The following is a 22132-nucleotide window of genomic DNA, read 5'->3' on the forward strand; positions in this document are numbered from 1 at the left end:
GTGACACCAGCAACAATCTCTATCTCGTCGCCCGTGGCCTCTTGGCACCTACCACCACGGATGATAATGAGCAGCGGAGATTGCTAAATTCAGTACTCGTGTGGCGGAATTGGAATGAGGAGAATTCCGATTCAACAACAAATCCAGCACCCCGAACAATCCAAACCACAATGAGTATGTATATCGGACCAATGCGTCGATGTGCAGCGAAGAGGGATCGGTCTGTTCGGGAGTATGGGATATCGGTACCATCAGTGCACCTGCCGATGGCACACTTTTAAGCAGTTACAGCTCCCCTACCCATGTAGGGAATCTACAACCGGGCCAGTATACCGGCAACTAAACAGGATGTGGGGTGATAGATGCCGTCGCATCCGCCAAGGTGAAAGCTGAAGCTTTCAAAGTCACAAAAAATCCGAAAGGCCTGTAATTGTCAAGAATTACAGGCCTTCTACCCCAAGTTCTAGTTTCTCAAAATGCGCATACAAAAAGGAGGGGAATGCCTAGCAGGCATTGTTTTTCAAAAACAAATTAGTCAATCTTTTACAGTAGCCTGCACAATTTGGAACGTATCGGTACATTGGTTGAATTCGGTTATCTTTCCATCTTTTAGTTTATATTCTACGATGAAGGCCGCTTTAAATGTCTTCTGAGACATCTTGTGTATCCCAGAATAAAATCCTTTTACAAAAACCGAATTGCCACTAGCGAAAAAGACTTCGGCACATGAACACCAATCGGCCCATTGGGAGCGCAAGCCAGTAAACACAAATCCAAGAACCTCCGTTATTCCGACAAATCTCCCACCTTCTGGAAAACCATCCATCTGATTCCAGTGAATATCCTCAGACAAAATTTCCGACACTTTGCGATCATTTTTCTCCTTAAAGAATCTGTAGAGGTCCTTTACAATTTCGATATTATTTTCTTCCATAAAAGAGTTTACTTTAGTTTCGATAATCAAGCAGCTGTATAGTGACGAATAATCGTAGGGTCAGGAAGTCTGAGGATCTGATGCTTCCAAACCGTATCTTTACTAAAACCTGTTATCGCTATCTTACACACATCACGTCTTGATGAATTCTACCCTTCGATTCTGGGCCCGTCCAGATGCAGTACTATTTTCAGAGACAGGTTCCGTCTCTCCCTTGCCTTCAGTCTTCAAGCGCTCGTTACTGACGCCAGCCTTGTTGACCAGCCAATCCTTTACGGCCTCTGCACGTCTAGTACTGAGCGATAGGTTGCTTCCTTCATCCCCAATCCCATCGGTATGCCCCACAACGTTCAGACTGATTGCCGGATCCTGCTCCAATACAGAAGCTATCGACCGCAACACTCCTGCTGATTCAGGTTTTATGGACGCCGAAGCGGTTTCGAAAAGGATACCAGTTGTCGCAAAGCGTCCTTCCTCCAGAAGTCTCCGTCGGGTGTCAACAGCACCTTTTGCAATTTTGACATCACCTATAAACACACCAATCTGATCATCTTTATAGGGGCTGCTGCCCAAACGGAAGAACAGCTGGTTCATCGTTCCTTCCTTAGCAATTCCCTTGGGCACATCGAATAGCTTTTCTCCATCGACCCAAATTCGCAATCGCTCCCTTTGTCCCTGAATTGCTACATGAACAGGACGCCCGTACCAGCTCTTCACTATCGTATTCCTGTCGGGAGGGCTATGGAAATGACGAATATATCCAATATGGCTTTCCAAGATAATATTCCCTGCGTCGGATAAGGGAGAAACTTCCATATAAAACGACTTGATTCCCTTTGGATCGACCAGTAGCTTATTGGAACTTGAAGACTCTGTTCCTGATGCCAATAGTCCGAACTGCAATGATGGGGGTAGCCATCCCTTAAAATCGATATCCATCACAAGATCGAATTCAACCGTGAAATCACTTCCCAGCAGTTTTTCGTTGTCCGTCAGCGAAACGCTGTTCTGGGCAAGCCGCAGCCATTTGCCCGGAATATTCTCCAAAGACACAATGACCGAACTCCTGCTGCTGTTCCATCCTGCAGGCAGCTCGCCTAGAGCTTCTGTGGAGAAATCGTTCGCATAAAGCACCGTATCACCAGGAATAAAATCGTATTTACTGAACGAACTTATGGGCTTTCTAGCATTCTCCTCGTTTTCATTTTTCATTTTTCCAGGTTCAGCCGATTCCTCTGTTTCCTTTTTAGGATTGCCTTTCTCAGCCGATTCTAGCACTTTATCCATACCCTTATTTACTGCCCTATCGGTTTGTTCGAGTACTTTTTGGGTAGTTGCATTCTCTACCCTACCTTTGATTTTTTTTAATATGGACTGGGCACTGGCCTCCATAGATATGTTAGCAAGCATACTTATCCATGCAACTGATACTACGAGTCCTCTAAACATTGAATTTTTCATATGTGTATAATTTGATTTTTATTTGTCATCCGCCAGTCGGCGGATGCAAATTCTATTTATCGGTGTGTGGCCTGAGCAATATGGATATATCATATGGTTATCATACTAATTGTCAGTACCGGACAAAAATATCATGGATCTGAATAAGGAAACTATCTTTTCGACCAGCGGTCCATCTCTTCCGACGGAAGTACAGATAGGCCGACCAGTAGGTTTATAGCCTGAGAGCCACACCTAGGTTCAATACTGCCGCGCCATAACCGACCTCTGCAAAAGCGCCAACCTTATCTGAGGCCCAATATCTACTTCCGACATACACCCCCCACATTAGTCCTCCAGCTGACGTCGAAATAGGTTCAGATCCTTCTCCGCCCCATTTTACGGACGCGACATTGTAACCAAGCATGATTCCGCCATACGGATCAAATCGCTCAGAATCTACTTTTAGGTGATAGGATGCCCTAGCAGCAGCAAGTAAATAGCTATATTTCCATTCACCGTAGTCATTCCAACTTTCCTTTTTTCTAGCGTATGCAAGGTATCCGCCCACGCTGATACGGTCAGAAACAGCTTGCTCATAGCTGACCCCAGCTGGGATTCCCAAGCCACCACCCACACCAATACCGACATTGAACAACTTGTCTCCACGTTTGAAAGACTGCGCAAAAGAACGGGTACTACCGATTAACAGAATCAAGGTTACTGCACCGATTGTTTTTAATGTATTCATATATATAAATTGTTTATGGTTTACAGATTTCATTTTCCCTTTACGGCGTACCGTATCAGGCTTGGCAAAGCTACCCTGTTGCCAGGTCTCTGAATTGCGTAGTACTACCCAAACTTAGCATTTACGTGCAGCTGCAAATCGAGCAATCCCGTGCGCTATGGCATCTAAGTGGTACTACTTAGATGTGACTTTTAGAAGATAGTACCATAGAAAGGGACTATCCACCACCCTATTTTTGCTAGCATGAAAATTTTTCACCTTTTATTTTTAGCATTGGCACTGGGGTGCGGCAAAAAAGACACAGCTCCGGAAAACGCTGGAAAAGTAAGCGGAACAGTAAGAGACCATTCTGGCAAATCAATCCAAGGAGTACAGATTATCGTGGACAACAGTATATTCTTCAACAGTAATCTATCTACAAAAACTGCTTCCAACGGAAGCTACAGCTTGGCTCTCCCCACGACCGGGGCTTGGTACGCCTTTGCCATCCATAAAATATCTTTCAATGGAAAAATCTATCAATGCTACCTCCATCCGGAGATTTCAACAGGCTTCGGGCCGGATGGCGCAGTCCGAGATTTCACTTGGCAGCTCACCGGTCAAAAGGCCGAGCCTTTAACAGGGCATTATGGCGGGACAATAACCGTCGATAACTTCCCAGGAGTTTATTTGGATACCGAAGAGATACGATTTACCCTCATTCCCGAAGGCAAGCTCATCGATGGTTCTCAAGGGCAGACCTTGGTACGGAATGCAACCGACGGGCAACAAATCTTGGATGTCCCAATCGGTCGCTATAGAATAAGCGCAAGATATGGGGAGGAACACCTGAAACTTCGGAGATGGAACTCCCAGGATAGCTTTGAAAAGGAAATCATTTTTGATTTTGAACCACAGATCAATGCACAATGTGACAATTGCTTTAAACTAGAATACAACCGATAATCATGAAAAGAAACTATTTTAACATTCCTATATTATTTTTGCTACTGATTTCATGTGGAAAAAGTGATCTTGTACCTTCCGAATCTGAGGATGACAAGATTGTCATCCCCTCTTCCAATGGCAATCCTGGATTGGGTCACAGCGATGAGGAACCGTTGGGAACAGCCCTAGCACTGCCATCAGGCATACGTATCGTGGCCAGACAGAGCCATCCATTTGATCCCGATATCAGAAAGCTATATGCCCATGCAAATTTTTTCTACGTGGACATTAATTTTGTGAATGACCGGATGCCGGGAACCCCGCCAGTCATCGTCGAACTCCCTCCTGGATTAATAGGAGTCAGCACGATACACGACAAGCAAAATGGACTCAGCATCGAAAAGTACCTCATCACGGTCCCACCCACACAACGGCTTGGAGGAGGTCGCGATACCACGACGGTCTATGTCGGAATGGCCTGTCTAAATGAAGGTAGGTCAATGCCCTGGTATGATAATCTGGGCGCCGAACAGGTCTTTCCAATTTCAAGGAACAATTATCAAAAATTTATCGTTACCTCTGACCCTGGCCTATCGAAACTGCTGGACCTACTCAAGGGCCATCCCGGGCTTAAGATTACCAACCACTGGGATCCCGTAGCGGCACATGAAGAAGATTATGTAGTTCCAGAATGGATGAAGATACATAACGAAATCCAGGAACATATTTGGGAAATCACAGATCGATTCGGTCTGACGCATGGAAAAATAATCAAGCTCAAGGAAAGATTAAAACCCTATAGATAGTCACCATAACAAAGAGATTACTTCACCTAACTATTTCCACTAGTTACAGGGCTGCCCATGCAGCCCTATTTTTTTACTCCCCGACATCATCCTTGACCTCACCATAGCGGTCTATATATATCTTGCTCTGTCTACCCTTTAGGTGCATTGTCGCTATGAAAACACTTTCCTGCTTCGCATCCTCGATGTAGAGTGTCCTTTCATGCCGATAGCCTTTTCCCAGATATACATCCAATGCGGCGGCAACTGGAGCAGGCAATTTCTTCCTACGCACCTTTTTTGCTGTCCTTAACCAGTTTCCGACTGTATCCATTTCGATGACCGTACCGTTTTCAAGGACGGCAAGATGCTTTCCCGAATTCACGGTCGTGATCCAATGGTCTATCTTTTGTGAGCCAGCCTTTTTAGCCGCAGCAATCTTTACGTGTTCGGGCACGTTTCCCTGATTATTTCGCTGATCCTGAAAGACGATTATAGGCGTTGCAACTGGAATATTTTTGTTCCAATATCCTGCGTCGTCCGTGGTGACCCTAGTCGTTGTTGTGACAGCGCCACCTGCCACCTGATGGATGACTGCATTGAGTGCCAACATGCTGGTTGAAATCCATTTATTCATAAATTGTTCTTTTTAGAAGTTTAGACAAAGTCTGTAAATTCACTTTTTTACGGGAACCATCGCGTCCATATTCGACTAAAGATGAATATTCGCCTACGGAGGCAACATATCGCAGTCAAAAAATTGTCGTGCTGCTCGTCAAGCTACCCTGTGGGATACCAGGACCGTCAATCTGTCCTTTACCTATCGATTGATCAAAGGCACCCAGAACGACCCTTTTGAGGAGGAGGTGTACGGAGCAAACAACAACGCACATGACAAACTCCGAGATGAAGCCGTCATGGCAAAATGTTGTGGCAGCGGCTCTCCCCTTTATAATGGTCCGATCTTGGTAATGCGATTCGAAGACAGATTTTCTAAATACGGATTGGCATCCCAAAGATTAACAGTCATATTTTTGGAGACAATCATATTTGCGCCCTCTTCCTTTACACACAGAACATTTCCATTCCCGTTGTAATGGTTGTCTATCTTTGTGAAGTGGGCCATACCTTCAGAAAGTACAATGGTATGGCCCGTAATTTCATGCTCACTGCCGAGTATGATGGGTAGATCTGGATTCAGGACATGCCTTAACCTCGCTATTGCAAATGGGGACCGTTTCGGGCCAAGCTCAAACTTGTTTGAGACATAGCCAGCATTTCCGGTGGTCGTGATCATTTCGAGGTTATTTCCAGAATAAGACAAATCCACTTGTGAGCCTTTGCCTCCAGTCTTCAAAATCTTCATCCTCGTCACCCTTCCCTCCTTCACTTCATAATCAATAAACTTCCTCCCCGAGATACGAAAGGTTTCCTTCTGACGAATGGAAATAACAGCGCTCACGGGTAGGTCATCTTCGGAATAGCTTATCTCCATATCCTGGATTTCCGTCTCATCAATCATTTCAATCCGATGAAGCCTACCAGATCTATCGTACCTGAAGGTAGTGATCTCGCCTTCAGCAGGACACTCATAAGAGACAATCCTATTGTCAGCATCATACTGTAGTTGGAAAGTCGACGTATCACCATTCTCATAAACGGTATAGCGATTTGGAGGTAAGGTCGGAAAAATAGGTGCGGAATGGCCCGTACAGCCAAATGCCAACAATAGGCCTAAGGAACCAATTGCAACGAGGTAATCTATTTTAGTCATCTATAGGTGAATATTTTTTTGCAAATTTCTTCAAACAATTAAGTATGCCCCCCAGTCTCTATACGGTATTATCTTTTTGCGTACAATTACGGACACCGCACAAACAAAATATAAGCTGTGCCTAGCTCAGTAGATGAGTTGTCGGATCAACGGGACATACTGTTTGCCCACTCCAATCTCGACATCCCCTGTCAGCACGAGAAAGAATCTCCTTATATCCCTGTAGAGTTCCTGGACATGGTCCAGATTGACGATGAAGGAACGATGGATTCTCATAAATCTATCGGGATCCAGCTTGCTACAGAGCAGTCCTATGCCATGATTGCTGAGATATGCGCTATTGTCCGCAGTATAGATCCATGTATAGTCCCTGTCTGCTCTCAAGTAAGTGATATCCGGCACGTTTATTTTTTTGAGGCAGCCCCCTTTCTCTACAAAGATCCTTCCGGGATATCGGATCATAGAAAGAGGTTGGACAGGGCCTGCTGCTTCTGATGAACCAATCCGAATCAACGTCCTTCGTAGATTTTCCGTACATATAGGTCGATGGAGGTATCCCAGAGCACCATGATCTATTGCCCTAACCGCATCTTCGAGATGATCTGAATATACTACGGAAATGGGATCGTGGGAGATTCGCTCGAGCACGTCAAATCCTGCTATCCCCGGAAGCGAAGCATTGATGAACACCACCGCTGGTTGGAGGGAGTTGATATACCTAACTGCCTCCGGCCCGTTACAGGTTTCGTGGAATACCGCAGGATAATCCAACGACTCGATCTTTCTGCGGAGTTCCTGTCTAAATGAACCGTCTTTGTCCGCAATGAGCACTGATTGCTTTACCATTGATTTGACCTTTGATGAAAGGATCAAAATTAGCGTATGTATTGCCTGTCGTAACTGACAAATGTCAGAAATTGGCCAAACAGGTCATTTTTAGTATCTTGTCCTACTATTTCTTTGACCCATCAAGAGATGAGATACGACATGGTAGAGCGAAAACATTTTAATCAGGTCTGTCTGTTTGCAAGGCAATACGGCATATCCTTCACCCTACAGGAATTGGAGATTATCCGGGCAAATACGCAGTATGTGGTCCTTCCACCACATTCGATCCTCATGGAACAAGGGAAACTGGTGAAGAAGCTTTATTTTATGAACAGGGGTATAGCCAGGCTGTTCAGGGTCCACAATGGCGTTGACCATACGTTGGGAATCGAATCGACCAATTATTTTCTATCGACTCCCCTTCTTCTTCAGAACGGTCAGGAATCCACCTGCGCACTAGAGTCGCTCAGCGAAATCGAGTTACTGGTCTGGGATCTGCCCAGCGTCACTATCCTCAAGAATAGCATCCCTAGGATGTTTGCCATGGAAATGGCCATCATGGACAGGCTACTGGCTTGGTTACAGGACAATCAAGTCGAGTCCAGATGCATGACCGCAGAAGAGCGCTATTATAAATTGATAGCAACACAGCCAAAGGTAATACAATCCGTTCCGCTGAAATACATCGCCTCTCTTTTGGGAATCCACCACGATAGCTTGAGTCGGATAAGGAAAGGTGTCTCGGACAGAGGTTCTAGATAAGTCCTCTTAGATAAGCCTCCCGGACTAGTCCAGCTACTGTCTTAATGTTGAGCTTTTGGTTAAGGCTGTAGCGGTGCGATTCTACTGTGCGGACACTCAGAAAGAGTCGGTCGGCAATTTCCTGATTAGAATGTTCGTGGGCGATCAATGCCAATACCTCACATTCCCGATTTGTCAACTTCACGTTAACTGCGGCATTCCGACCTGTGATAGCCTGATGGACTATGGACCGCTCGATCTGCCGGTCTATGAACTGCTTTCCCGACAACACACTTTGGATGGCTTCTTGTAGACCTTCCCTATCGGTTCCCTTTAGTAGGTAGCCCATAGCCCCATTCCGCATCATCTTCCTGACATAGAGTACCTCGTCATGATTGGTAATCGCGATAATGGGCAGCTGCGGATATCTTCCCAAAACTTCTTTACAAAGAGCAATACCATCGCTATCGGGAAGCTCTATATCGAGTAGTAGAACATCCGGAGCCCATGTTTCCAAAGCTAAAAGCAGGCCTTCGCCACTTCCTGCCTTGAAGACGACCTCAAACTGTGGGAAGGTGCTGAGCATCTGGATAAGCCCTTCTATAATCACGGGATGATCGTCCACTATTCCTATTGTTGTCATACGCCTATTTTTTACACAAATTAAATTTTTATACAACCTCTTTTCTACCGTATTATTACGAATAGGTCAAATTAAGTTAGGTTATTTTTTCGGGGTCGGTTTTCAAGGAAGGATGGCCGTTAGAATCGATTTCGATATAGACCGAGGTCCCCCTTCCTGGCGATGACCGGATATCAATGATCCCACCTATGTCTGAAACTCTGCAGCAAAGCCCGCTAAGCCCGATTCCCTTTGACGAGATATTCTCCGGATCGAACCCCTTGCCATTGTCCTCGACCGTTATCCGGAGCCCCCCCCTACTACTCTCCAACTGGACAATCCCTTCAGTACCTCCAGAATGCTTCACCATATTGGTTACGGCCTCCTGAATTGTTCTATAGAGGACCAGCTCCACAGTCCTGTCAAATCTGGGAATCGTGCCTAGGAGATAGAAATCGAGAGCAAGATCTCCTCCCTTTACCCGGTAGCAAAAGGATTCGACGGCACAGGCTAATCCTTCCCGTAGCAGGAATTCGGGAGCAAGATTATGGGATATATTCCTAATCTCGCGGACCGCAATATCAATCAATTCACCGATTTCAAGTAGTGATCGCCGTTCCGAACCATCGTCTACAGCATTGTGGACCTGAATTTTGGCAGCAGATAGGATACTCGCCACACCATCATGTAATTCACGTGCCGTGCGTTCCCTTTCCCGCTCTTCCCCATAAAGTTGGGCTTCTAGCAGATGCCTTTCGTGGTCCAATTTCAGTCTCCTCCGTTTCTGGTTTCCGACTATGCGCAATGATATAAGACCCCAAGCTAGCAGGACAGCCGTGGAAATAGAGATGATGATCCACTTGTTCTTTCTTTCCAACCCCGTCGTTTGTTCGGCAATCATGAGATCCCTTTCGGCAATGCTCCTTCGGTTCTCCATCGTTCTGTACTTCAGTTCCAGTTCCTGTATCGACCGATGTGTTTCCTTATCTTTTAGGGAATCAGCAAGAGATTGGTATCGCTTACGCAGTTCGAGGGCATCCTTGTATTTCCCCATCCCTTCTTTGATTTCTGACCCCGACAAGTACAGTTCAATGAGTTGGGGTTTGGCTAATTCCTCCTGGGCCAATTCCATGGCCTTACTGAAATATCTTTCCGCAGCTCCGAAACTTCTCATATCTCGATATACCGAGGACATCCCCGAAAGTACGTACACCTCATTACCCGGAAACGTCAAATGTAAAATTTGCTTTGCTTTTTTGAAACTCCGCAATGCCTGCTGATATCTTTTCTGCATTCGATATATATCCCCCAAATTGTTGTACGCTTTAATCTCCATCTGTATATCATCGTACCTCTTAGCGATTTCCAATAGACGCAAAGCGTTCCTTTCGGCCGATCCCAAATCGTGCGCCATCGCCTCGGCAACCACAATATTGACCAGACTCCGGCCCATGGCAAGCGTATCTTTTAGCTCCTGGGCCAATCCATAGGATTCCCGCGCATACTGTAGCCCTTTTTTAACATCGTTCATATCGAGCATGAGGGAGCTGAGGTTATTATAGTATTTCCGTCGGTCGGCCAAGTCCCTTTGTGTCGGCTCTTTGATAGCCGAGGAAATTTCCAATCCCCTCACCAAATTTTTGGCCGCATCCTCTAATTGACCTTGGGCTTGCAGCTGCAGGGAGATATTATTGTACGCTGCTGCGACTCGGGGCCAATTACGGAGATCTATACCTAGCGCCAATGCTTTTTTTGCAAAAGCCAGCGATTCCCCATACCTGAGCTGTTCGTATAGGAACACGCTGTAGTTGCCCAAGAAGGACAATCGGCCGTTGTCAAATCGGAGCCGATCGGCAAGTCTACCTGCTGACTTGAAATAATGATCTGCAGAGTCGAGCTGTCCTGATTTCTGCTTTTCCTTGGCCTTGTCTATCAGCATAAATACTCCTGTAGTGTCCCCCGCTTTGCAGGGCAATGGTGCTGCTACCCAAATGCATAGTACCAGCATGGATAAAATTCTCTTCACTTGTGCAAGGTTTATCATTTAACATACGGATAAATAATGGGTGCGATGTCCGTAGAAGTACCGAATTTAAATACTCCGCAACTCTTCTCTTTTTACATCATCTGAATCGGTCTAATTTTGACCGTAACAGTTGAATCATCATAGCAATGTACACTATACTTATTGCCGATCGGGATCCGGTATCCCGCACAATTATCCGGGATCGATTAAACAAGTCTACTGATGTGCGAACAATAGTCGAGACGGTCAACCTTTATCAAACCGCACGAATGATGACCCGTATAGAACCGGATGTAATCTTTCTGGACAGTTATTTTCTGGAAGGTGAGCCTTCTGGAATTCTCCATAACATCTCGCACGACCCCCGGATTATCATCATTGCTCCGGACGGATCCTTTGCGACCAAAGCCTTTGATCATGGTGCCCTGGATTACCTGGTCAAACCCATCTGTACCGATCGGTTGGCCTACACCTTCAGGAAGATTTTTGAAAATCCCTTATCCAATTCTAGCGTGTGCGACATCTTACTGCCCTATCTTTTCGTCGCCAATGGAAACGGCTTCACCCGTATTGAGAGCCACCAGATCCGTTACATCAAAGCCGCGAGAGACTATTCCGTACTCTACACAGAAGGCCGAGAATGGATAAGTTCCATCGGGATTAGCAAACTTGTACAAAGGCTCGATCAATGCTTTTTCAAACGTGTACACCGATCTTATATCGTCAACCTTTCTTGGGTAGAACGCGTCGAAAGGACTGGCCCCCACACTTTCCTCGTTATGAAAGAAGGTCCTGAGATTATCGTTAGTAAATCCTATCTCCCGGTCATAAAAGCCATTCTCCTATAGGCGATGGAGTTATCCAGTAATCCACATTTGTTATTTCTTGATTTTAAAATCCACCTGTACCTCCTTACTGTCGGTGAATCCACAAGGCTTACTATCGTTTAAATATATACGCCCAGTAAAAGACCCTACTATATAATCTTCAGCCATACGGACTGTGGTAAGCCCATTGGTTTGGTAAGCTCCCGAACAGTCCAGGTATAGGTTGTAGTAATTTTGTTTGAATTGCGAAGTCGGAAATGAGATTCCCACTAGGCTTTGTCCCACTTCCCTACCTCCGGGATAAGAGCCTGCTGATGTCCCGAAACAGGACAGCTGCAATTGAATTCCCCCATTTAGGCTCACATTTCCCAAGTGGATCTCGTTATTCGTTATTCCACCGTACATTTCGGCTGAAAAGTCTTCGGCTTGACCACTAATCTTCACCCGGAGGTACGTCTCCGCTTCCAATTGTACTTGGGTCAAAAGGATTAGCTTTCCAAATTTTCTTTTCCCACTCGGGGCCGTGGGATCGCTCACGTAGCCACTCCTGCTTTCCACTTCCACTTGGATTTCCACCTCCTCCCCTGGCCTTATATTCGCGGGTGCGGTATAGATGGCATCCCCCAGCACAAGGTTCGAGTTAATCTTAGGCTCCAGGCTACCTGGCCCTCTCACTATCTTCCAATTTTTTATCCGGATATCCTTTGACCTACCGATGTCCTCCAGCGCAGCCAGTGGCACGCTGTCAATCTGGTTGCTCGCATTCAATGCCCCGAGAATCTGTTCCATAAGCTTCAGTTTCACTGTCCCACCGCTTCCCACAGTTTCTCGATCCTTTCGAAGCGTGATCATATCGAACCACACCCAATCACTGAAATGTGTGGTTGTCGTGCTTGCGCTCTTCACATTGTTATCCAGCGCCGTGGACACCCCGCACCATACACCATCCTTTCTCTGAAAAGCTATCATTCTAGAAATTGGATTATCCGGCTGCTGGAAATCCCGGTTGAAGGTAATCTTTACCGGCTTTTTGAAAGTCATCCCCTCGGGGGTAAATCTATAGGCCATCCTGTCGGATGTTTCATCCAAGGTATTGTTGATCGGCTGTATGCCAAATACTGTCGGCCCCTCGACAGCTCCTGCCGGAACATCGATTTTGACCAGGTTGCCATAATTAAGCGAACCTCCGTCCGAACCGATTGTGGTCGTTATTTTTCCGCTCAATGGATTTCCCCGTTCCCTGACTACTGGATCAGAAATAACAGGCAAAATTTCTTCAGGAGGCTCCTTCTCTTCCTTTTTACAGGAAAACATAACGAAAAGTAATAAAACGAGGGAAAAATATTTCATAATAAAGTTGTTTCATGCAATATTAACATGAACAACTGTCAATAGTCCCCTCCTTTCGACCAAGGTATCCTATGACCTGACGAAAGGTAGATTTTCGAACATAAAAAATACGATTCAAATGGACTGAGGCAAGAGATGCCGAGCACTGTACCTCCATCGATTCGTCCTATTGTCCATATTGGGGTACCGGATACGGCCGCATCCAGTACCCTATGTCCTCATAGCTCTCGGGGTATCCTGTCGACCAGTACCTGATGGCTTTCCTGTCCCAATTCGAGGAACGAAGCGGTAGCTATCCCGCCCCGCCTATCGATCAATATCGATGAGGGATACTTGGTGATATTGAGCTTTTGTATAATGGAATGCTCGGCACTCCGCCCGCCGTATAGAGGTTGAAGGCATCTTTGCTGCTGTACGCTCCTCCACAGAGTGTGCCGAGCCATTTTTCCCGCCTGCCGTCGATGGATACCGCTACGAATACTACGTCATCATTTCCTTCAAAATGCGCCTCCATCCGGGACACGGTATTCTGATAGTAGGTGATGTAATTCCCTCTCTTCTCGACAAACAAAAACTTAAAGAATTTGATAAAAGCCAACATCTTTATAGTCCCAAATTCAAAACCATATACTTTAAAGGAATATTCGAAAATGATAACGCATATCTATTTAAACATCATCAAAATTTCAGAAACGAAAAAGTAAACCTTATAAATAAATGGAGCGAGAACGGCAAAATTCACTACGAAATAAACTTACATACGCATACCGATGGAAGATACAGATTTAGTGAAGATATGATGTAGCTCGAAACGAACAATTGCCGTGCTAAATAAAAAGCAAGAACACGGCAGTCATTTCAACAAATTGCAAAAAATGAGCTTACAGATTACGAAGAAAGAACTAGAATTATATCAGCAGAAGTTAGTTCAGCTCCTTAAAGATAAATCCTGTACACCATATAGGTCTGAAGGAAGAGAGGTTACCAGAAACGCCTATGCAAAAAATGTAATGTTGCTGGGTCGACGCTGACGAGAATAAAAGAAGGTAATGGCTATGATGTACCAATTCCCACAATCTATAAAATCAGCAAGTTTACAGAATAATACAAAACAATAAGAAATAGGCACCATCAATTGTAACCTAGGGGAACGATGAGTAAAGGCAACTCCAATGAAATAGCGATTTGGAATGTCTGATGAAGAGGTTGAGAATTGGAGGTCACAAATTGTGACCTCCAATTCAGACAAGGCTTGAGATACACTCCTTTTTTGTGTTCCAGAACAAGGCGCGCCATGTTATCATCCATACTATTTAATTAACACCCCCTGAAAATTGTCGGAGGAATTGTCGTTTGGAAAGGAGGCTGGGTGTATTGCTATTTCTTTAGAATTTGTAAGTAACCCCCGCATTCAGTACGGATACCCCATACCCCAGCTCGGCGTAAGCACCGATGCGATCGGTAAAAAACCAGCGTCCACCTAAAAACCCTGTAAAACCAAGGCCGCTGCCGTAGCTATTCCCGAGCGAACTGTCTTCACTATCCGACGTGTATTTCGCAATATTGTAGCCGAGCATCACCCCGCCATAGACGTCAAGCTTTGATACGTTGGTAAAACCATTGTAATGGTATGCCCCACGTACCCCCACGATGGTATAGTTCCATTTGGCAGTATAGCCTAGGTCGGTATATTTGTACCCGGTGTTCCCAACATAACCTCCTAAACTGACGACTCCCGGGCCACCGACATCCCACATGCCGTGGTCTACGGACAAAGAAATGGCCGGACGAGCCGTGCCGAGGCCGCCCAATGATGTCCCCAACCCGATACCGAGATTGGCGGTGGTGGTTCCTTTTTGAAATTGCTGCGCCTGTGCAGCGATGGCGATGATGACCGCCATAAGGGTAAAGATTGCTTTTTTCATTATTTTATTTAAATTATTGTATTCTATTGCTGGTACCAAAGCCCCATTATTTTATTGACCCGCATGATCGTACCTATCGCTTATTTGCTTTTTTGTAAGTGTATTCCCGGGTTTCTATCAAGGTGTTTGACTCCTTATCGTAAACTTCCGCTTTTTTGGGATAGCCCGGGTTGTTATAGGTATATTCCCAGCGGTCGCTTTTGGTAGAGAGGGTACCTTCCGGCCCCTGTGAGGTCAATAAATAGGATTGGGCATTGTTCACCGAGCCTACTTTCCATGCCCAGGGGTAGTTCGTATACCGACACGGATTGTCGTCATAATCACCATATTCAAGGGTAAACAGGATAACGTTCTGCATATTGGTTACAGCTTTTATGATATTCTTACCCATTTTGTCGTAGATATAGGTATTGGCCCCAATTTGCTCGCCTTCCATATTAAAGGATGTTTCTGTGATATCATTCCCGGAATAGGTATAGACAATACTTGCTTGCGGCTCCCCCTTATTGTTTTTGAAGACACCTGTGGTGGGCCTATCCCCGTTAGCATAGAAGTATTCCTCGGTCATGACAAGTTGGTTATTGGATTTCCTTTCTACTTTGATGATCTTATCGCCATTATAGGTAAAATCTTCTCTAACGATGTTCCCGTCCACTCCATGTACATACCGTACCACGACCTGGTTCCGATCGTTGTATTCAAATCTCATTTCGGTCCTTCCGTTTGTCTTTTCTTCCGTTAGCAGGAGCATTTCACCGTGTCCAATCCCCACATAACAGAGGCTATTTTCGTCATTGGGGTCACAGTCGTCACTTTTCGAGCAGGATGTCAGGCTAACTGCAATAAAGAGCAGACCTATTGTTTTTCTGATGATTGTTCTCATTTTTGCTTATTTTTATAATTGATGATTTTTTTCAGGATAAAGGCTACCAAAACAGATTGACCGTTTTCCCTCATTCGATAAAAACAAAGGTACAGGGGCAAAACTTCCCCCAATACCCCCAAAAGGGGGTATTTAGCGGGAGCGCATACTGCTACCTTTGTTTTATGAACAATTGGAATAAACCCGAATAACCAAACAGGATAATGAAAAGATATATACATAGGGTAATACAAGGGGTACCTCATTTATCGCTATATCTGTTGATAGCACTTGTGCCGATGATAAGTTTCGGACAGGATCTGGATTCTTTGGAGCAGCTATTGGCAAAGAAGAAGTTGACGGAGCAAGAGAGAATCGACATTTACATGGAGTTGGCGCAGGGGTATTTAAATGACGACCCTATCCGGTCTAGGTCTTTTAGTTTGGAAGGTCACGACTTGGCGGAGACGACGGGCAATCAAAAATCCAAGGCTAAATTCCTTTATTATCTGGGATCTTCGTATTACGTGAGCATGGTATTCGACTCTGTCACCTTTTATTTGGATAAAACGTTGATCCTTACACGACAAAATGAGGACAAAGATGACGAGGTGTCGATTCTTAAGATGTACGGTCAACTCTATCGTCGGCAAGGCCAGTATGAAAAAGCCTTGGAACGGTATTTCGAAGCCGCAAAATTAGGTGAGCGACTTGAGGAGGACCAAAAGATGTGTGATGTATACATGGGGATAGGTGGAACCTATCACCTGATGCAAAATGATTCGCAAGCGTTATTCTACTACGGGAAAGCAGAGAAAATTGCGTTGAAGCATAGAAACGCACAAAACTTGGGCGACATTTATCTTTCATTGAGTAGTGTCTATAAAAATGAGGAGGGCGGTAAGGAAAAAGCGATACATTATGCGAAGGAATCACTTAAAATCCATCACAAATCAGGTAGTCGCTCGAACGAAATCAGTGCGCTGCAGACACTTTGCGGAGCTTATTTTCAGTATGATGACTACACCAATGCGATGAAATACGCGGAAGAGGCGCTTCATCTGGCGAAAGAGATCGGCAATACAAATTTAATTGCGCACTCCTACGCAGATATCTCCAGTATCAGCTATTATATGCAACAATATGAAAAATCTGCTAAAACTGCGTTGGTGGCGTTGGAAACTGATTCGACAGATCATCATTTGAAACTAACGATATTTTCGAACCTACCCCTGATATATGCACACTTAGGAAACCTAGATGCGATGGAGGAATACATGGAGCGGTATAAGACGGCCATAGACAATCACAGCAATGAAACCTATCAAAATTCACTCTCCGCTATGGAAGTGAAATATGAGACCGAGAAAAAAGAAATCAAAATAGCTGCATTGGAAAAACAACGACAATTATACATCTGGCTCGGCATCGCCGGGGCAACGGTTCTCCTGATTGCATTGGCTTTTGCCTTCATCCGTTATCGTCTGGCGGTAAGCAAGCGAAAGTTGGCTGAAAAGGAAACACAACGGCTGGAACAGGAAAAGCAACTGGTGGCCGTGCAGGCCACGCTGGAGGGAGAAGCGGCGGAACGAACGCGTTTGGCCAAGGACCTGCACGACGGATTGGGTGGGATGCTGTCTGCCGTAAAGATGAATTTACCACAGGTGAAAGGCGATGCCCTGTTGGAAGCGGTGGACGTAGCCCGTTTTCAGACAGCCCTGGGCATGCTGGACGATTCGATACAGGAGCTCCGCCGTGTGGCGCACCACATGATGCCCGAATCGCTGCTGCGCTACGGACTGAAAGTCTCACTTGCCGATTTCTGCGCTGCCATTCCAACAGCCAACTTCCATTACTTCGGGAATGAAGCCCGATTGCCCGGCAAAATGGAGATTATGATCTACCGATGTATCCATGAGCTGGTCAACAATGCGCTGAAACACGCCGGAGCAAGCCATATCAACCTGCAGTTGGTACAGGAACCTGACCGTGTTTCTTTTACGGTGCAGGACGATGGAAAAGGATTCGATCAGCATACTGTTTCCGAAGGAATGGGGTTGCAGAATATCCGGCAGCGGGTAGATGCATTTCAGGGGAAATTGGATATATTTTCTTCGGAGGAAGGAACAGAGGTGCATGTGGAACTGGAACTGACAAAAAATGAACAACATGATTAAGGTAGCTATTGTGGATGATCATAAGATCCTAACGGAAGGACTAAAAAGTCTTATTGAAGAATCAGGTATAGCGAAAGTGGTCGGTGTGGCGCACAGTGCCACCGAATGCAGGAACTCCATCGGTTTTTGGAAACCTGATGTGCTACTTCTCGATGTAGGCTTGCCGGATATCAACGGAGTGGATTTATGTAAGGAACTCAAGGAGCTTTTTCCAGAACTCAAGGTGCTGGCACTGACTACGCACAATGAATACAGTGTGGTACGGCAGATGTTGGAAAACGGTGCCTTAGGCTACTTGATCAAAAATGCCATGACCGAAGAAGTTCTTGCTGGAATACAGGCGGTGGCAGCAGGCGAAACGTTCCTGTGCCATGAAATCGATGTGCTGATGAAACGGCCCAAAGAGACTCATCTCTGGTTGAGCCAACGGGAGCGGGAAATGCTAAAACTGGTAGCCGAGGGATTGACCAACGGGGAAATAGCCGATCGTATCTTTCTAAGTCCGGAAACGGTCAAAAGCTATCGCAAAAACCTGTTGCTTAAGCTGGATGCCAAAAACACAGCCGTATTAGTAAGGATAGCTCTTGAACAAAAGCTAATCTAATGTAGAGGCATGTTTGAGTTAACCAACGAAAAGAGAATACTACTATAACACTAAAATCAAAAATTATGAACTTATCAATAGCTGGCATCGGAACACAAGAGCTCATTGTGGTACTCCCCATAATGATAATCTATTTTTATTGCCTGTTTCATGCTGCGACAAATCGAGAAATCCCAGGAATGCATCGACTAATTTGGTTCTTTGTGATTCTCAGCGTCCCCTTGCTAGGTGGTATCGCATACTGGTTTATAGGGCGTGGAGCTGACAAACCAAGATTTAAGATGTAAAGAAGACTGACCAGCGTGCTGAAGGATATATTGATTGAAGGGGAGACATTTTTTTAGTTGCCCCAAGAGAGGGCGTTGCCATCTGTACGGTTACGCTAAAATTAAAGGACGACATGACATTCGTACAAAGGAACATATGCTTTGGCATAACATATACCAAAGGGAAATACCACCTAAAAAATGATACTATTTACTTTGACAATATTGAACATGGGCGACATGAAACGATTTTTTACGAATTTGCAGTAGTCGCTTCCTCACAACCCGTCAAACCTAAAAAATACACGCACCTAACATTGTACAAGAATGCAACGGATACCAGTGGGCTGGAACTCGTTATTACCAAAAATGAATTATACAAAATCAAGTTGGAAATACAAAATTAATTACCCAGAGTACAGACAACTCTACTACCTGTATAATCAAGCGAATAGTGGTCCAGCCCAAAGCGGTAAGGGTTATTTACTGATAATAGCTAATCTTTAATAATCTACAGTATGCTGGTCAATAGATTGCTGCCCTTAATTATTTTAACACTATCATTTAGGATCTGTAGTATTGCATATGGGCAATACCATGTGAGTGTTAAAATAAATCTTAGTGGTATCAATAAATGTCTTGTGTTAGCACGTGGTCGATGGCTTCATCTTTCCCTGCCTTGAAATTATGTATGGAATAGACGATTGGATGATCAGGTTTCAGACCTCCTTCATATCCTTTCCAGACTTCCCAATACCGGGTGGAATAACCGATTTCTAATTTTGAATGTGGCAATTGAAAACCTCTTATTTCGCCATAATGATTTACACTCCCACTTGTAAGCTCTCCGACCAGAATGGAGTTATAGTTTCTCTTCAAGTCAACAGCATTCATTAACGCCGATGAAAAAGTATTTTTCCCTATCAATACATACAGAGCACCTTTTGTATTTAAACTACTTTGTTTCAATTTCTCCAAAAATGGCTGCAAAATAGCTGAATTACCTCCGCTATTATTTCTAAGGTCTATAATAATTCGTTTCGGTCGTACAGTCTCCACTTCTTGGAACAGTTGCTGACTGAAAGCCTCAAATGGCTTTCCTACTTGCTGACTACAATTTTGATAGTTAAAATATAAGGTTTGTTTATTGTCAATAAGGCTGTACCAATAATTGTCATTATTGCTATATCTCAACAGAGGCGCTTGGATTTTGGCCCTTTGCGGTTCGTCAGGATAACAGGTATGCCGCTTGCCTCCTAAAATGAAGTCGGTTTTCAGGTCAGAACGTGATACACTTATTCCATTTAAAATCGTCGGGTTGGCAAGCATGCGTGTTAAATAGACATCATAATAGGATGGATTGCCTTCTTTGATGAGGGTTGTTAACGCTTTGATTATTTCGGCTGTTGCTTGATCTTCAATCCCGTCGAGCTGTTGATACAAAAGCGCTGGATAGGACGGACCTGCACCAACCACAAATATCCCTTCTTTAAAGATATCAAACTTTATCGGGTACGCTTTAGGGTAGTTGGACTCAAATATCATCGTGTGTTCGTCACCAATCTCCTTTATAAGTTTAAGCAGTGCGATAACAAAACTTTGTTTGGTCAAGCTTTGTCCTTTTACAAGCAGTAGCTTGTTCGAAAAATCGTCTTTACTAATCTTGGCAAATAGATTCTTATGCCTATGCGCCAATTCATGACCAAAAAAGTCTATGTCTTCGACATACTGCTGGGATGTCATTTCTTGTCCCTTGGAGGGTGTAGAGGTAAGTACTGCTAATAAAAGAAAAACTATAAAACTTATCTTTTGCTTCATCGGGTTAGATTTGCTCGTATAATGAATTAATGATCTAATATAAGAAATCATCCAAAAACTTGGCAATAAACCGATATGCAAAAAACTAATGAAATGAGCTCAAGAGGACGCCTACCGTATATTGGTCTTGACATTGGTCAAATCTTCTGGGGCAAGGTTATTGACAAAGCTCAAATACCTACCCAGATAATCTTTTAAATTCCACTTGGAACAATACGGATTGACTTGTGCAGAAGACACCAGATTCCGGATGCAAGGAAGAAGTTGGTTCCAACTGGAGGCTACTTCTCCACCTGTCGCATTCCATACGGGACATTCAATTTTTCGCCCGGCTAACACCATTCGATTGGTTTCGTCGGTGATAGCAGCCACAAGTATATTATTGGCTTTACTACAGGCCCCCACCTCTGCTTCGAATTGTTGTTTGAAAAGGCCCGAATTCTTTATGGCGCATTCTGCTAGTTGCTGTGCATGGGCGATATCTTTGTCCAGTACAGGTTTTATTTCTGCAATTTTATCTTGTATTTTTTGCGCTAGACTAGCATCTAGATAGGAGATTTCACTTGCCAAAGCGTGATTCGCGCCTTGAAGGTCGGCAATTTCAGCCTCCACGACTTTAAGTAAAGAATCACGTTTGGGATTCGTACTGCTTGAAATGCTATCCTTCTGATATTGCTTTGCATCGAGTAGCCTGTCGTTGAGAGCAATTTCTTTAATCTTCAAGTCTTTGAGCTCCTTATTTTCTGTCTCGAGGCGTTGCTTTATTTGCTCGCTTTGCACTTGAAACTCCTCTTGGTGTCGTGCAGCCCTAGCGCGCTGTATAGCCGATTGATCCGCGGATATTAAGATGTCACTAACGACGTCGGACAGTTTTTGGACAAACCCCTCTTGTGTGGCCCTAGCTTCTTTCAATACCGCAGTCTCGTAATCCTTACTCAATTGCGTAACTTGCTGACACAATGAGGCATTGGCTTTGGTCAATTTGTCGATTTCATTACTATTGGCTTGTATGGCATCGTCTCCTTTTTGTAATCGTTGCAACTGTACTTTTTGGATAGCTATTTTCTCATTGTATTGTTTCCTTACACCCTCTAGCTCCGATGTGGATGCAGGAACGGCATATCCTTTGACCTCGCCCAGATGCTGTTGAAAATCTATCCCCTCCTGCTCTAATTCGGTCTTCCATCTTTGACACTCACTGCACCTCGCCCCCACCTTCATGTCGGCAACTAAGTTGTCCCTTTCTTTGAGTAGTGCTGCGATCTTGTCCGATATATCTTTTATCTTTTGCTTCCATTGATTCTCCAATTCAGGCAACTCCAGCCGGAGTTGCGCTATCCTATCTTTATTTTTTTCATAGGCCTGCACTTTGGATTCAATGGATACGACATAGGATAATCCGGATGTCCGGTCTTGTGCAAACAGCACAAACCCATAGAAGGAAAAAAAGAGTACAAAAAGTGATTTCATGGGTT

At 44.6% G+C, this 22132-nt stretch carries 23 protein-coding genes; 9 read left to right on the top strand and 14 right to left on the bottom strand.

Going from position 1 to position 22132, the window contains the following annotated elements; all coding sequences use genetic code 11:
- Window positions 1-199 precede the first annotated feature (199 nt).
- Window positions 200-343, top strand: coding sequence for a hypothetical protein (locus OQ289_RS15945; protein ID WP_270087840.1), 144 nt, complete (start codon window positions 200-202; stop codon window positions 341-343).
- A 192-nt stretch (window positions 344-535) separates the two neighbouring features.
- Here the strand turns inward: OQ289_RS15945 and OQ289_RS15950 are convergent, their stop codons facing one another.
- The 3 genes from OQ289_RS15950 to OQ289_RS15960 all read right to left on the bottom strand — a co-directional run bounded on the left by OQ289_RS15950 (window position 536) and on the right by OQ289_RS15960 (window position 3125).
- The gene (locus OQ289_RS15950) at window positions 536-934 is read right to left on the bottom strand and encodes a nuclear transport factor 2 family protein (protein WP_270087841.1); all 399 of its coding nucleotides are present in this window, start codon (window positions 932-934) and stop codon (window positions 536-538) included.
- A gap of 132 nt (window positions 935-1066) precedes the next feature.
- On the bottom strand, window positions 1067-2395 hold the full coding sequence (locus OQ289_RS15955; protein ID WP_270087842.1) for an OmpA family protein: 1329 nt from the start codon (window positions 2393-2395) through the stop codon (window positions 1067-1069).
- Window positions 2396-2609: 214 nt separating this feature from the next.
- Window positions 2610-3125 (bottom strand): hypothetical protein, encoded by a 516-nt coding sequence (locus OQ289_RS15960; RefSeq protein WP_270087843.1) that lies wholly within the window; start codon window positions 3123-3125, stop codon window positions 2610-2612.
- Window positions 3126-3368: 243 nt separating this feature from the next.
- Here OQ289_RS15960 and OQ289_RS15965 point away from each other — a divergent pair, with 243 nt between their 5' ends.
- Together OQ289_RS15965 and OQ289_RS15970 are read left to right on the top strand one after the other, a co-directional pair.
- A complete protein-coding gene (locus OQ289_RS15965; RefSeq protein ID WP_270087844.1) occupies window positions 3369-4070 on the top strand; it encodes a carboxypeptidase-like regulatory domain-containing protein in 702 nt (233 codons plus the stop codon).
- Window positions 4071-4072: 2 nt separating this feature from the next.
- Window positions 4073-4858 (top strand): hypothetical protein, encoded by a 786-nt coding sequence (locus tag OQ289_RS15970; RefSeq protein ID WP_270087845.1) that lies wholly within the window; start codon window positions 4073-4075, stop codon window positions 4856-4858.
- Window positions 4859-4931: 73 nt separating this feature from the next.
- Here the strand turns inward: OQ289_RS15970 and OQ289_RS15975 are convergent, their stop codons facing one another.
- The 3 genes from OQ289_RS15975 to OQ289_RS15985 form a co-directional block, all read right to left on the bottom strand.
- A complete protein-coding gene (locus OQ289_RS15975) occupies window positions 4932-5474 on the bottom strand; it encodes a hypothetical protein (RefSeq protein WP_270087846.1) in 543 nt (180 codons plus the stop codon).
- Window positions 5475-5786: 312 nt separating this feature from the next.
- Complete coding sequence (locus OQ289_RS15980; protein ID WP_270087847.1) at window positions 5787-6611, bottom strand: hypothetical protein; 825 nt, start codon at window positions 6609-6611, stop codon at window positions 5787-5789.
- 126 nt (window positions 6612-6737) lie between these two features.
- Complete coding sequence (locus OQ289_RS15985) at window positions 6738-7457, bottom strand: LytR/AlgR family response regulator transcription factor (RefSeq protein ID WP_270087848.1); 720 nt, start codon at window positions 7455-7457, stop codon at window positions 6738-6740.
- 129 nt (window positions 7458-7586) lie between these two features.
- On the opposite strand from OQ289_RS15985, the gene OQ289_RS15990 reads away from it, so the two are divergent.
- Window positions 7587-8201 (top strand): Crp/Fnr family transcriptional regulator, encoded by a 615-nt coding sequence (locus tag OQ289_RS15990; protein WP_270087849.1) that lies wholly within the window; start codon window positions 7587-7589, stop codon window positions 8199-8201.
- Here the strand turns inward: OQ289_RS15990 and OQ289_RS15995 are convergent.
- Entirely contained in the window at window positions 8194-8823 is a 630-nt protein-coding gene (locus OQ289_RS15995) for a response regulator (RefSeq protein ID WP_270087850.1), read from the bottom strand. The two genes, OQ289_RS15990 and OQ289_RS15995, sit on opposite strands and share 8 nt — an antisense overlap.
- Before the next feature lie 76 nt (window positions 8824-8899).
- Window positions 8900-10828 carry a tetratricopeptide repeat protein gene (locus OQ289_RS16000; protein WP_270087851.1) on the bottom strand — a complete coding sequence of 643 codons (1929 nt, stop codon included), beginning with the start codon at window positions 10826-10828 and terminating at the stop codon, window positions 8900-8902.
- 146 nt (window positions 10829-10974) lie between these two features.
- Between OQ289_RS16000 and OQ289_RS16005 the strand changes: the two genes are divergently transcribed.
- Window positions 10975-11676, top strand: coding sequence for a LytR/AlgR family response regulator transcription factor (locus OQ289_RS16005; protein WP_270087852.1), 702 nt, complete (start codon window positions 10975-10977; stop codon window positions 11674-11676).
- Between the two features lie 30 nt (window positions 11677-11706).
- On the opposite strand, the gene OQ289_RS16010 is transcribed toward OQ289_RS16005, so the two are convergent.
- From OQ289_RS16010 to OQ289_RS16025, 4 genes are all read right to left on the bottom strand, one after another.
- Window positions 11707-13005 carry a hypothetical protein gene (locus OQ289_RS16010; protein WP_270087853.1) on the bottom strand — a complete coding sequence of 433 codons (1299 nt, stop codon included), beginning with the start codon at window positions 13003-13005 and terminating at the stop codon, window positions 11707-11709.
- 313 nt (window positions 13006-13318) lie between these two features.
- On the bottom strand, window positions 13319-13606 hold the full coding sequence (locus OQ289_RS16015) for a hypothetical protein (protein ID WP_270087854.1): 288 nt from the start codon (window positions 13604-13606) through the stop codon (window positions 13319-13321).
- A 784-nt stretch (window positions 13607-14390) separates the two neighbouring features.
- Entirely contained in the window at window positions 14391-14930 is a 540-nt protein-coding gene (locus OQ289_RS16020; RefSeq protein WP_270087855.1) for a hypothetical protein, read from the bottom strand.
- A 73-nt stretch (window positions 14931-15003) separates the two neighbouring features.
- Window positions 15004-15813 carry a hypothetical protein gene (locus OQ289_RS16025; RefSeq protein WP_270087856.1) on the bottom strand — a complete coding sequence of 270 codons (810 nt, stop codon included), beginning with the start codon at window positions 15811-15813 and terminating at the stop codon, window positions 15004-15006.
- Window positions 15814-16016: 203 nt separating this feature from the next.
- Between OQ289_RS16025 and OQ289_RS16030 the strand changes: the two genes are divergently transcribed.
- The 4 genes from OQ289_RS16030 to OQ289_RS16045 all read left to right on the top strand — a co-directional run bounded on the left by OQ289_RS16030 (window position 16017) and on the right by OQ289_RS16045 (window position 19246).
- Window positions 16017-17969 (top strand): tetratricopeptide repeat-containing sensor histidine kinase, encoded by a 1953-nt coding sequence (locus OQ289_RS16030; protein WP_270087857.1) that lies wholly within the window; start codon window positions 16017-16019, stop codon window positions 17967-17969.
- Window positions 17962-18573, top strand: a complete 612-nt coding sequence (locus OQ289_RS16035; RefSeq protein ID WP_270087858.1) for a response regulator — start codon at window positions 17962-17964, stop codon at window positions 18571-18573. The genes OQ289_RS16030 and OQ289_RS16035 overlap by 8 nt, the downstream gene beginning before the upstream one ends.
- 65 nt (window positions 18574-18638) lie before the next feature.
- On the top strand, window positions 18639-18860 hold the full coding sequence (locus tag OQ289_RS16040; RefSeq protein ID WP_270087859.1) for a PLDc N-terminal domain-containing protein: 222 nt from the start codon (window positions 18639-18641) through the stop codon (window positions 18858-18860).
- 113 nt (window positions 18861-18973) lie between these two features.
- Complete coding sequence (locus OQ289_RS16045) at window positions 18974-19246, top strand: hypothetical protein (RefSeq protein ID WP_270087860.1); 273 nt, start codon at window positions 18974-18976, stop codon at window positions 19244-19246.
- Between the two features lie 220 nt (window positions 19247-19466).
- Here OQ289_RS16045 and OQ289_RS16050 read toward each other — a convergent pair whose 3' ends face one another.
- Together OQ289_RS16050 and OQ289_RS16055 are read right to left on the bottom strand one after the other, a co-directional pair.
- A complete protein-coding gene (locus OQ289_RS16050; RefSeq protein WP_270087861.1) occupies window positions 19467-20657 on the bottom strand; it encodes a hypothetical protein in 1191 nt (396 codons plus the stop codon).
- A 111-nt stretch (window positions 20658-20768) separates the two neighbouring features.
- On the bottom strand, window positions 20769-22127 hold the full coding sequence (locus OQ289_RS16055) for a hypothetical protein (RefSeq protein WP_270087862.1): 1359 nt from the start codon (window positions 22125-22127) through the stop codon (window positions 20769-20771).
- Between the last annotated feature and the right edge of the window lie 5 nt (window positions 22128-22132).

The organism is Sphingobacterium sp. SYP-B4668, assembly GCF_027627455.1.
Classification (GTDB): Bacteria; Bacteroidota; Bacteroidia; order Sphingobacteriales; family Sphingobacteriaceae; genus Sphingobacterium.

What these genes read in the sequence shown, in the direction of transcription:
- OQ289_RS15945 (WP_270087840.1), top strand. Translation starts at nt 200, where the DNA reads ATGTGCAGCGAAGAGGGATCGGTCTGTTCGGGAGTATGGGATATCGGT.
- OQ289_RS15950 (WP_270087841.1), bottom strand. Translation starts at nt 934, where the DNA reads ATGGAAGAAAATAATATCGAAATTGTAAAGGACCTCTACAGATTCTTT.
- OQ289_RS15955 (WP_270087842.1), bottom strand. Translation starts at nt 2,395, where the DNA reads ATGAAAAATTCAATGTTTAGAGGACTCGTAGTATCAGTTGCATGGATA.
- OQ289_RS15960 (WP_270087843.1), bottom strand. Translation starts at nt 3,125, where the DNA reads ATGAATACATTAAAAACAATCGGTGCAGTAACCTTGATTCTGTTAATC.
- OQ289_RS15965 (WP_270087844.1), top strand. Translation starts at nt 3,369, where the DNA reads ATGAAAATTTTTCACCTTTTATTTTTAGCATTGGCACTGGGGTGCGGC.
- OQ289_RS15970 (WP_270087845.1), top strand. Translation starts at nt 4,073, where the DNA reads ATGAAAAGAAACTATTTTAACATTCCTATATTATTTTTGCTACTGATT.
- OQ289_RS15975 (WP_270087846.1), bottom strand. Translation starts at nt 5,474, where the DNA reads ATGAATAAATGGATTTCAACCAGCATGTTGGCACTCAATGCAGTCATC.
- OQ289_RS15980 (WP_270087847.1), bottom strand. Translation starts at nt 6,611, where the DNA reads ATGACTAAAATAGATTACCTCGTTGCAATTGGTTCCTTAGGCCTATTG.
- OQ289_RS15985 (WP_270087848.1), bottom strand. Translation starts at nt 7,457, where the DNA reads ATGGTAAAGCAATCAGTGCTCATTGCGGACAAAGACGGTTCATTTAGA.
- OQ289_RS15990 (WP_270087849.1), top strand. Translation starts at nt 7,587, where the DNA reads ATGAGATACGACATGGTAGAGCGAAAACATTTTAATCAGGTCTGTCTG.
- OQ289_RS15995 (WP_270087850.1), bottom strand. Translation starts at nt 8,823, where the DNA reads ATGACAACAATAGGAATAGTGGACGATCATCCCGTGATTATAGAAGGG.
- OQ289_RS16005 (WP_270087852.1), top strand. Translation starts at nt 10,975, where the DNA reads ATGTACACTATACTTATTGCCGATCGGGATCCGGTATCCCGCACAATT.
- OQ289_RS16010 (WP_270087853.1), bottom strand. Translation starts at nt 13,005, where the DNA reads ATGAAATATTTTTCCCTCGTTTTATTACTTTTCGTTATGTTTTCCTGT.
- OQ289_RS16015 (WP_270087854.1), bottom strand. Translation starts at nt 13,606, where the DNA reads ATGTTGGCTTTTATCAAATTCTTTAAGTTTTTGTTTGTCGAGAAGAGA.
- OQ289_RS16020 (WP_270087855.1), bottom strand. Translation starts at nt 14,930, where the DNA reads ATGAAAAAAGCAATCTTTACCCTTATGGCGGTCATCATCGCCATCGCT.
- OQ289_RS16025 (WP_270087856.1), bottom strand. Translation starts at nt 15,813, where the DNA reads ATGAGAACAATCATCAGAAAAACAATAGGTCTGCTCTTTATTGCAGTT.
- OQ289_RS16030 (WP_270087857.1), top strand. Translation starts at nt 16,017, where the DNA reads ATGAAAAGATATATACATAGGGTAATACAAGGGGTACCTCATTTATCG.
- OQ289_RS16035 (WP_270087858.1), top strand. Translation starts at nt 17,962, where the DNA reads ATGATTAAGGTAGCTATTGTGGATGATCATAAGATCCTAACGGAAGGA.
- OQ289_RS16040 (WP_270087859.1), top strand. Translation starts at nt 18,639, where the DNA reads ATGAACTTATCAATAGCTGGCATCGGAACACAAGAGCTCATTGTGGTA.
- OQ289_RS16045 (WP_270087860.1), top strand. Translation starts at nt 18,974, where the DNA reads ATGACATTCGTACAAAGGAACATATGCTTTGGCATAACATATACCAAA.
- OQ289_RS16050 (WP_270087861.1), bottom strand. Translation starts at nt 20,657, where the DNA reads ATGAAGCAAAAGATAAGTTTTATAGTTTTTCTTTTATTAGCAGTACTT.
- OQ289_RS16055 (WP_270087862.1), bottom strand. Translation starts at nt 22,127, where the DNA reads ATGAAATCACTTTTTGTACTCTTTTTTTCCTTCTATGGGTTTGTGCTG.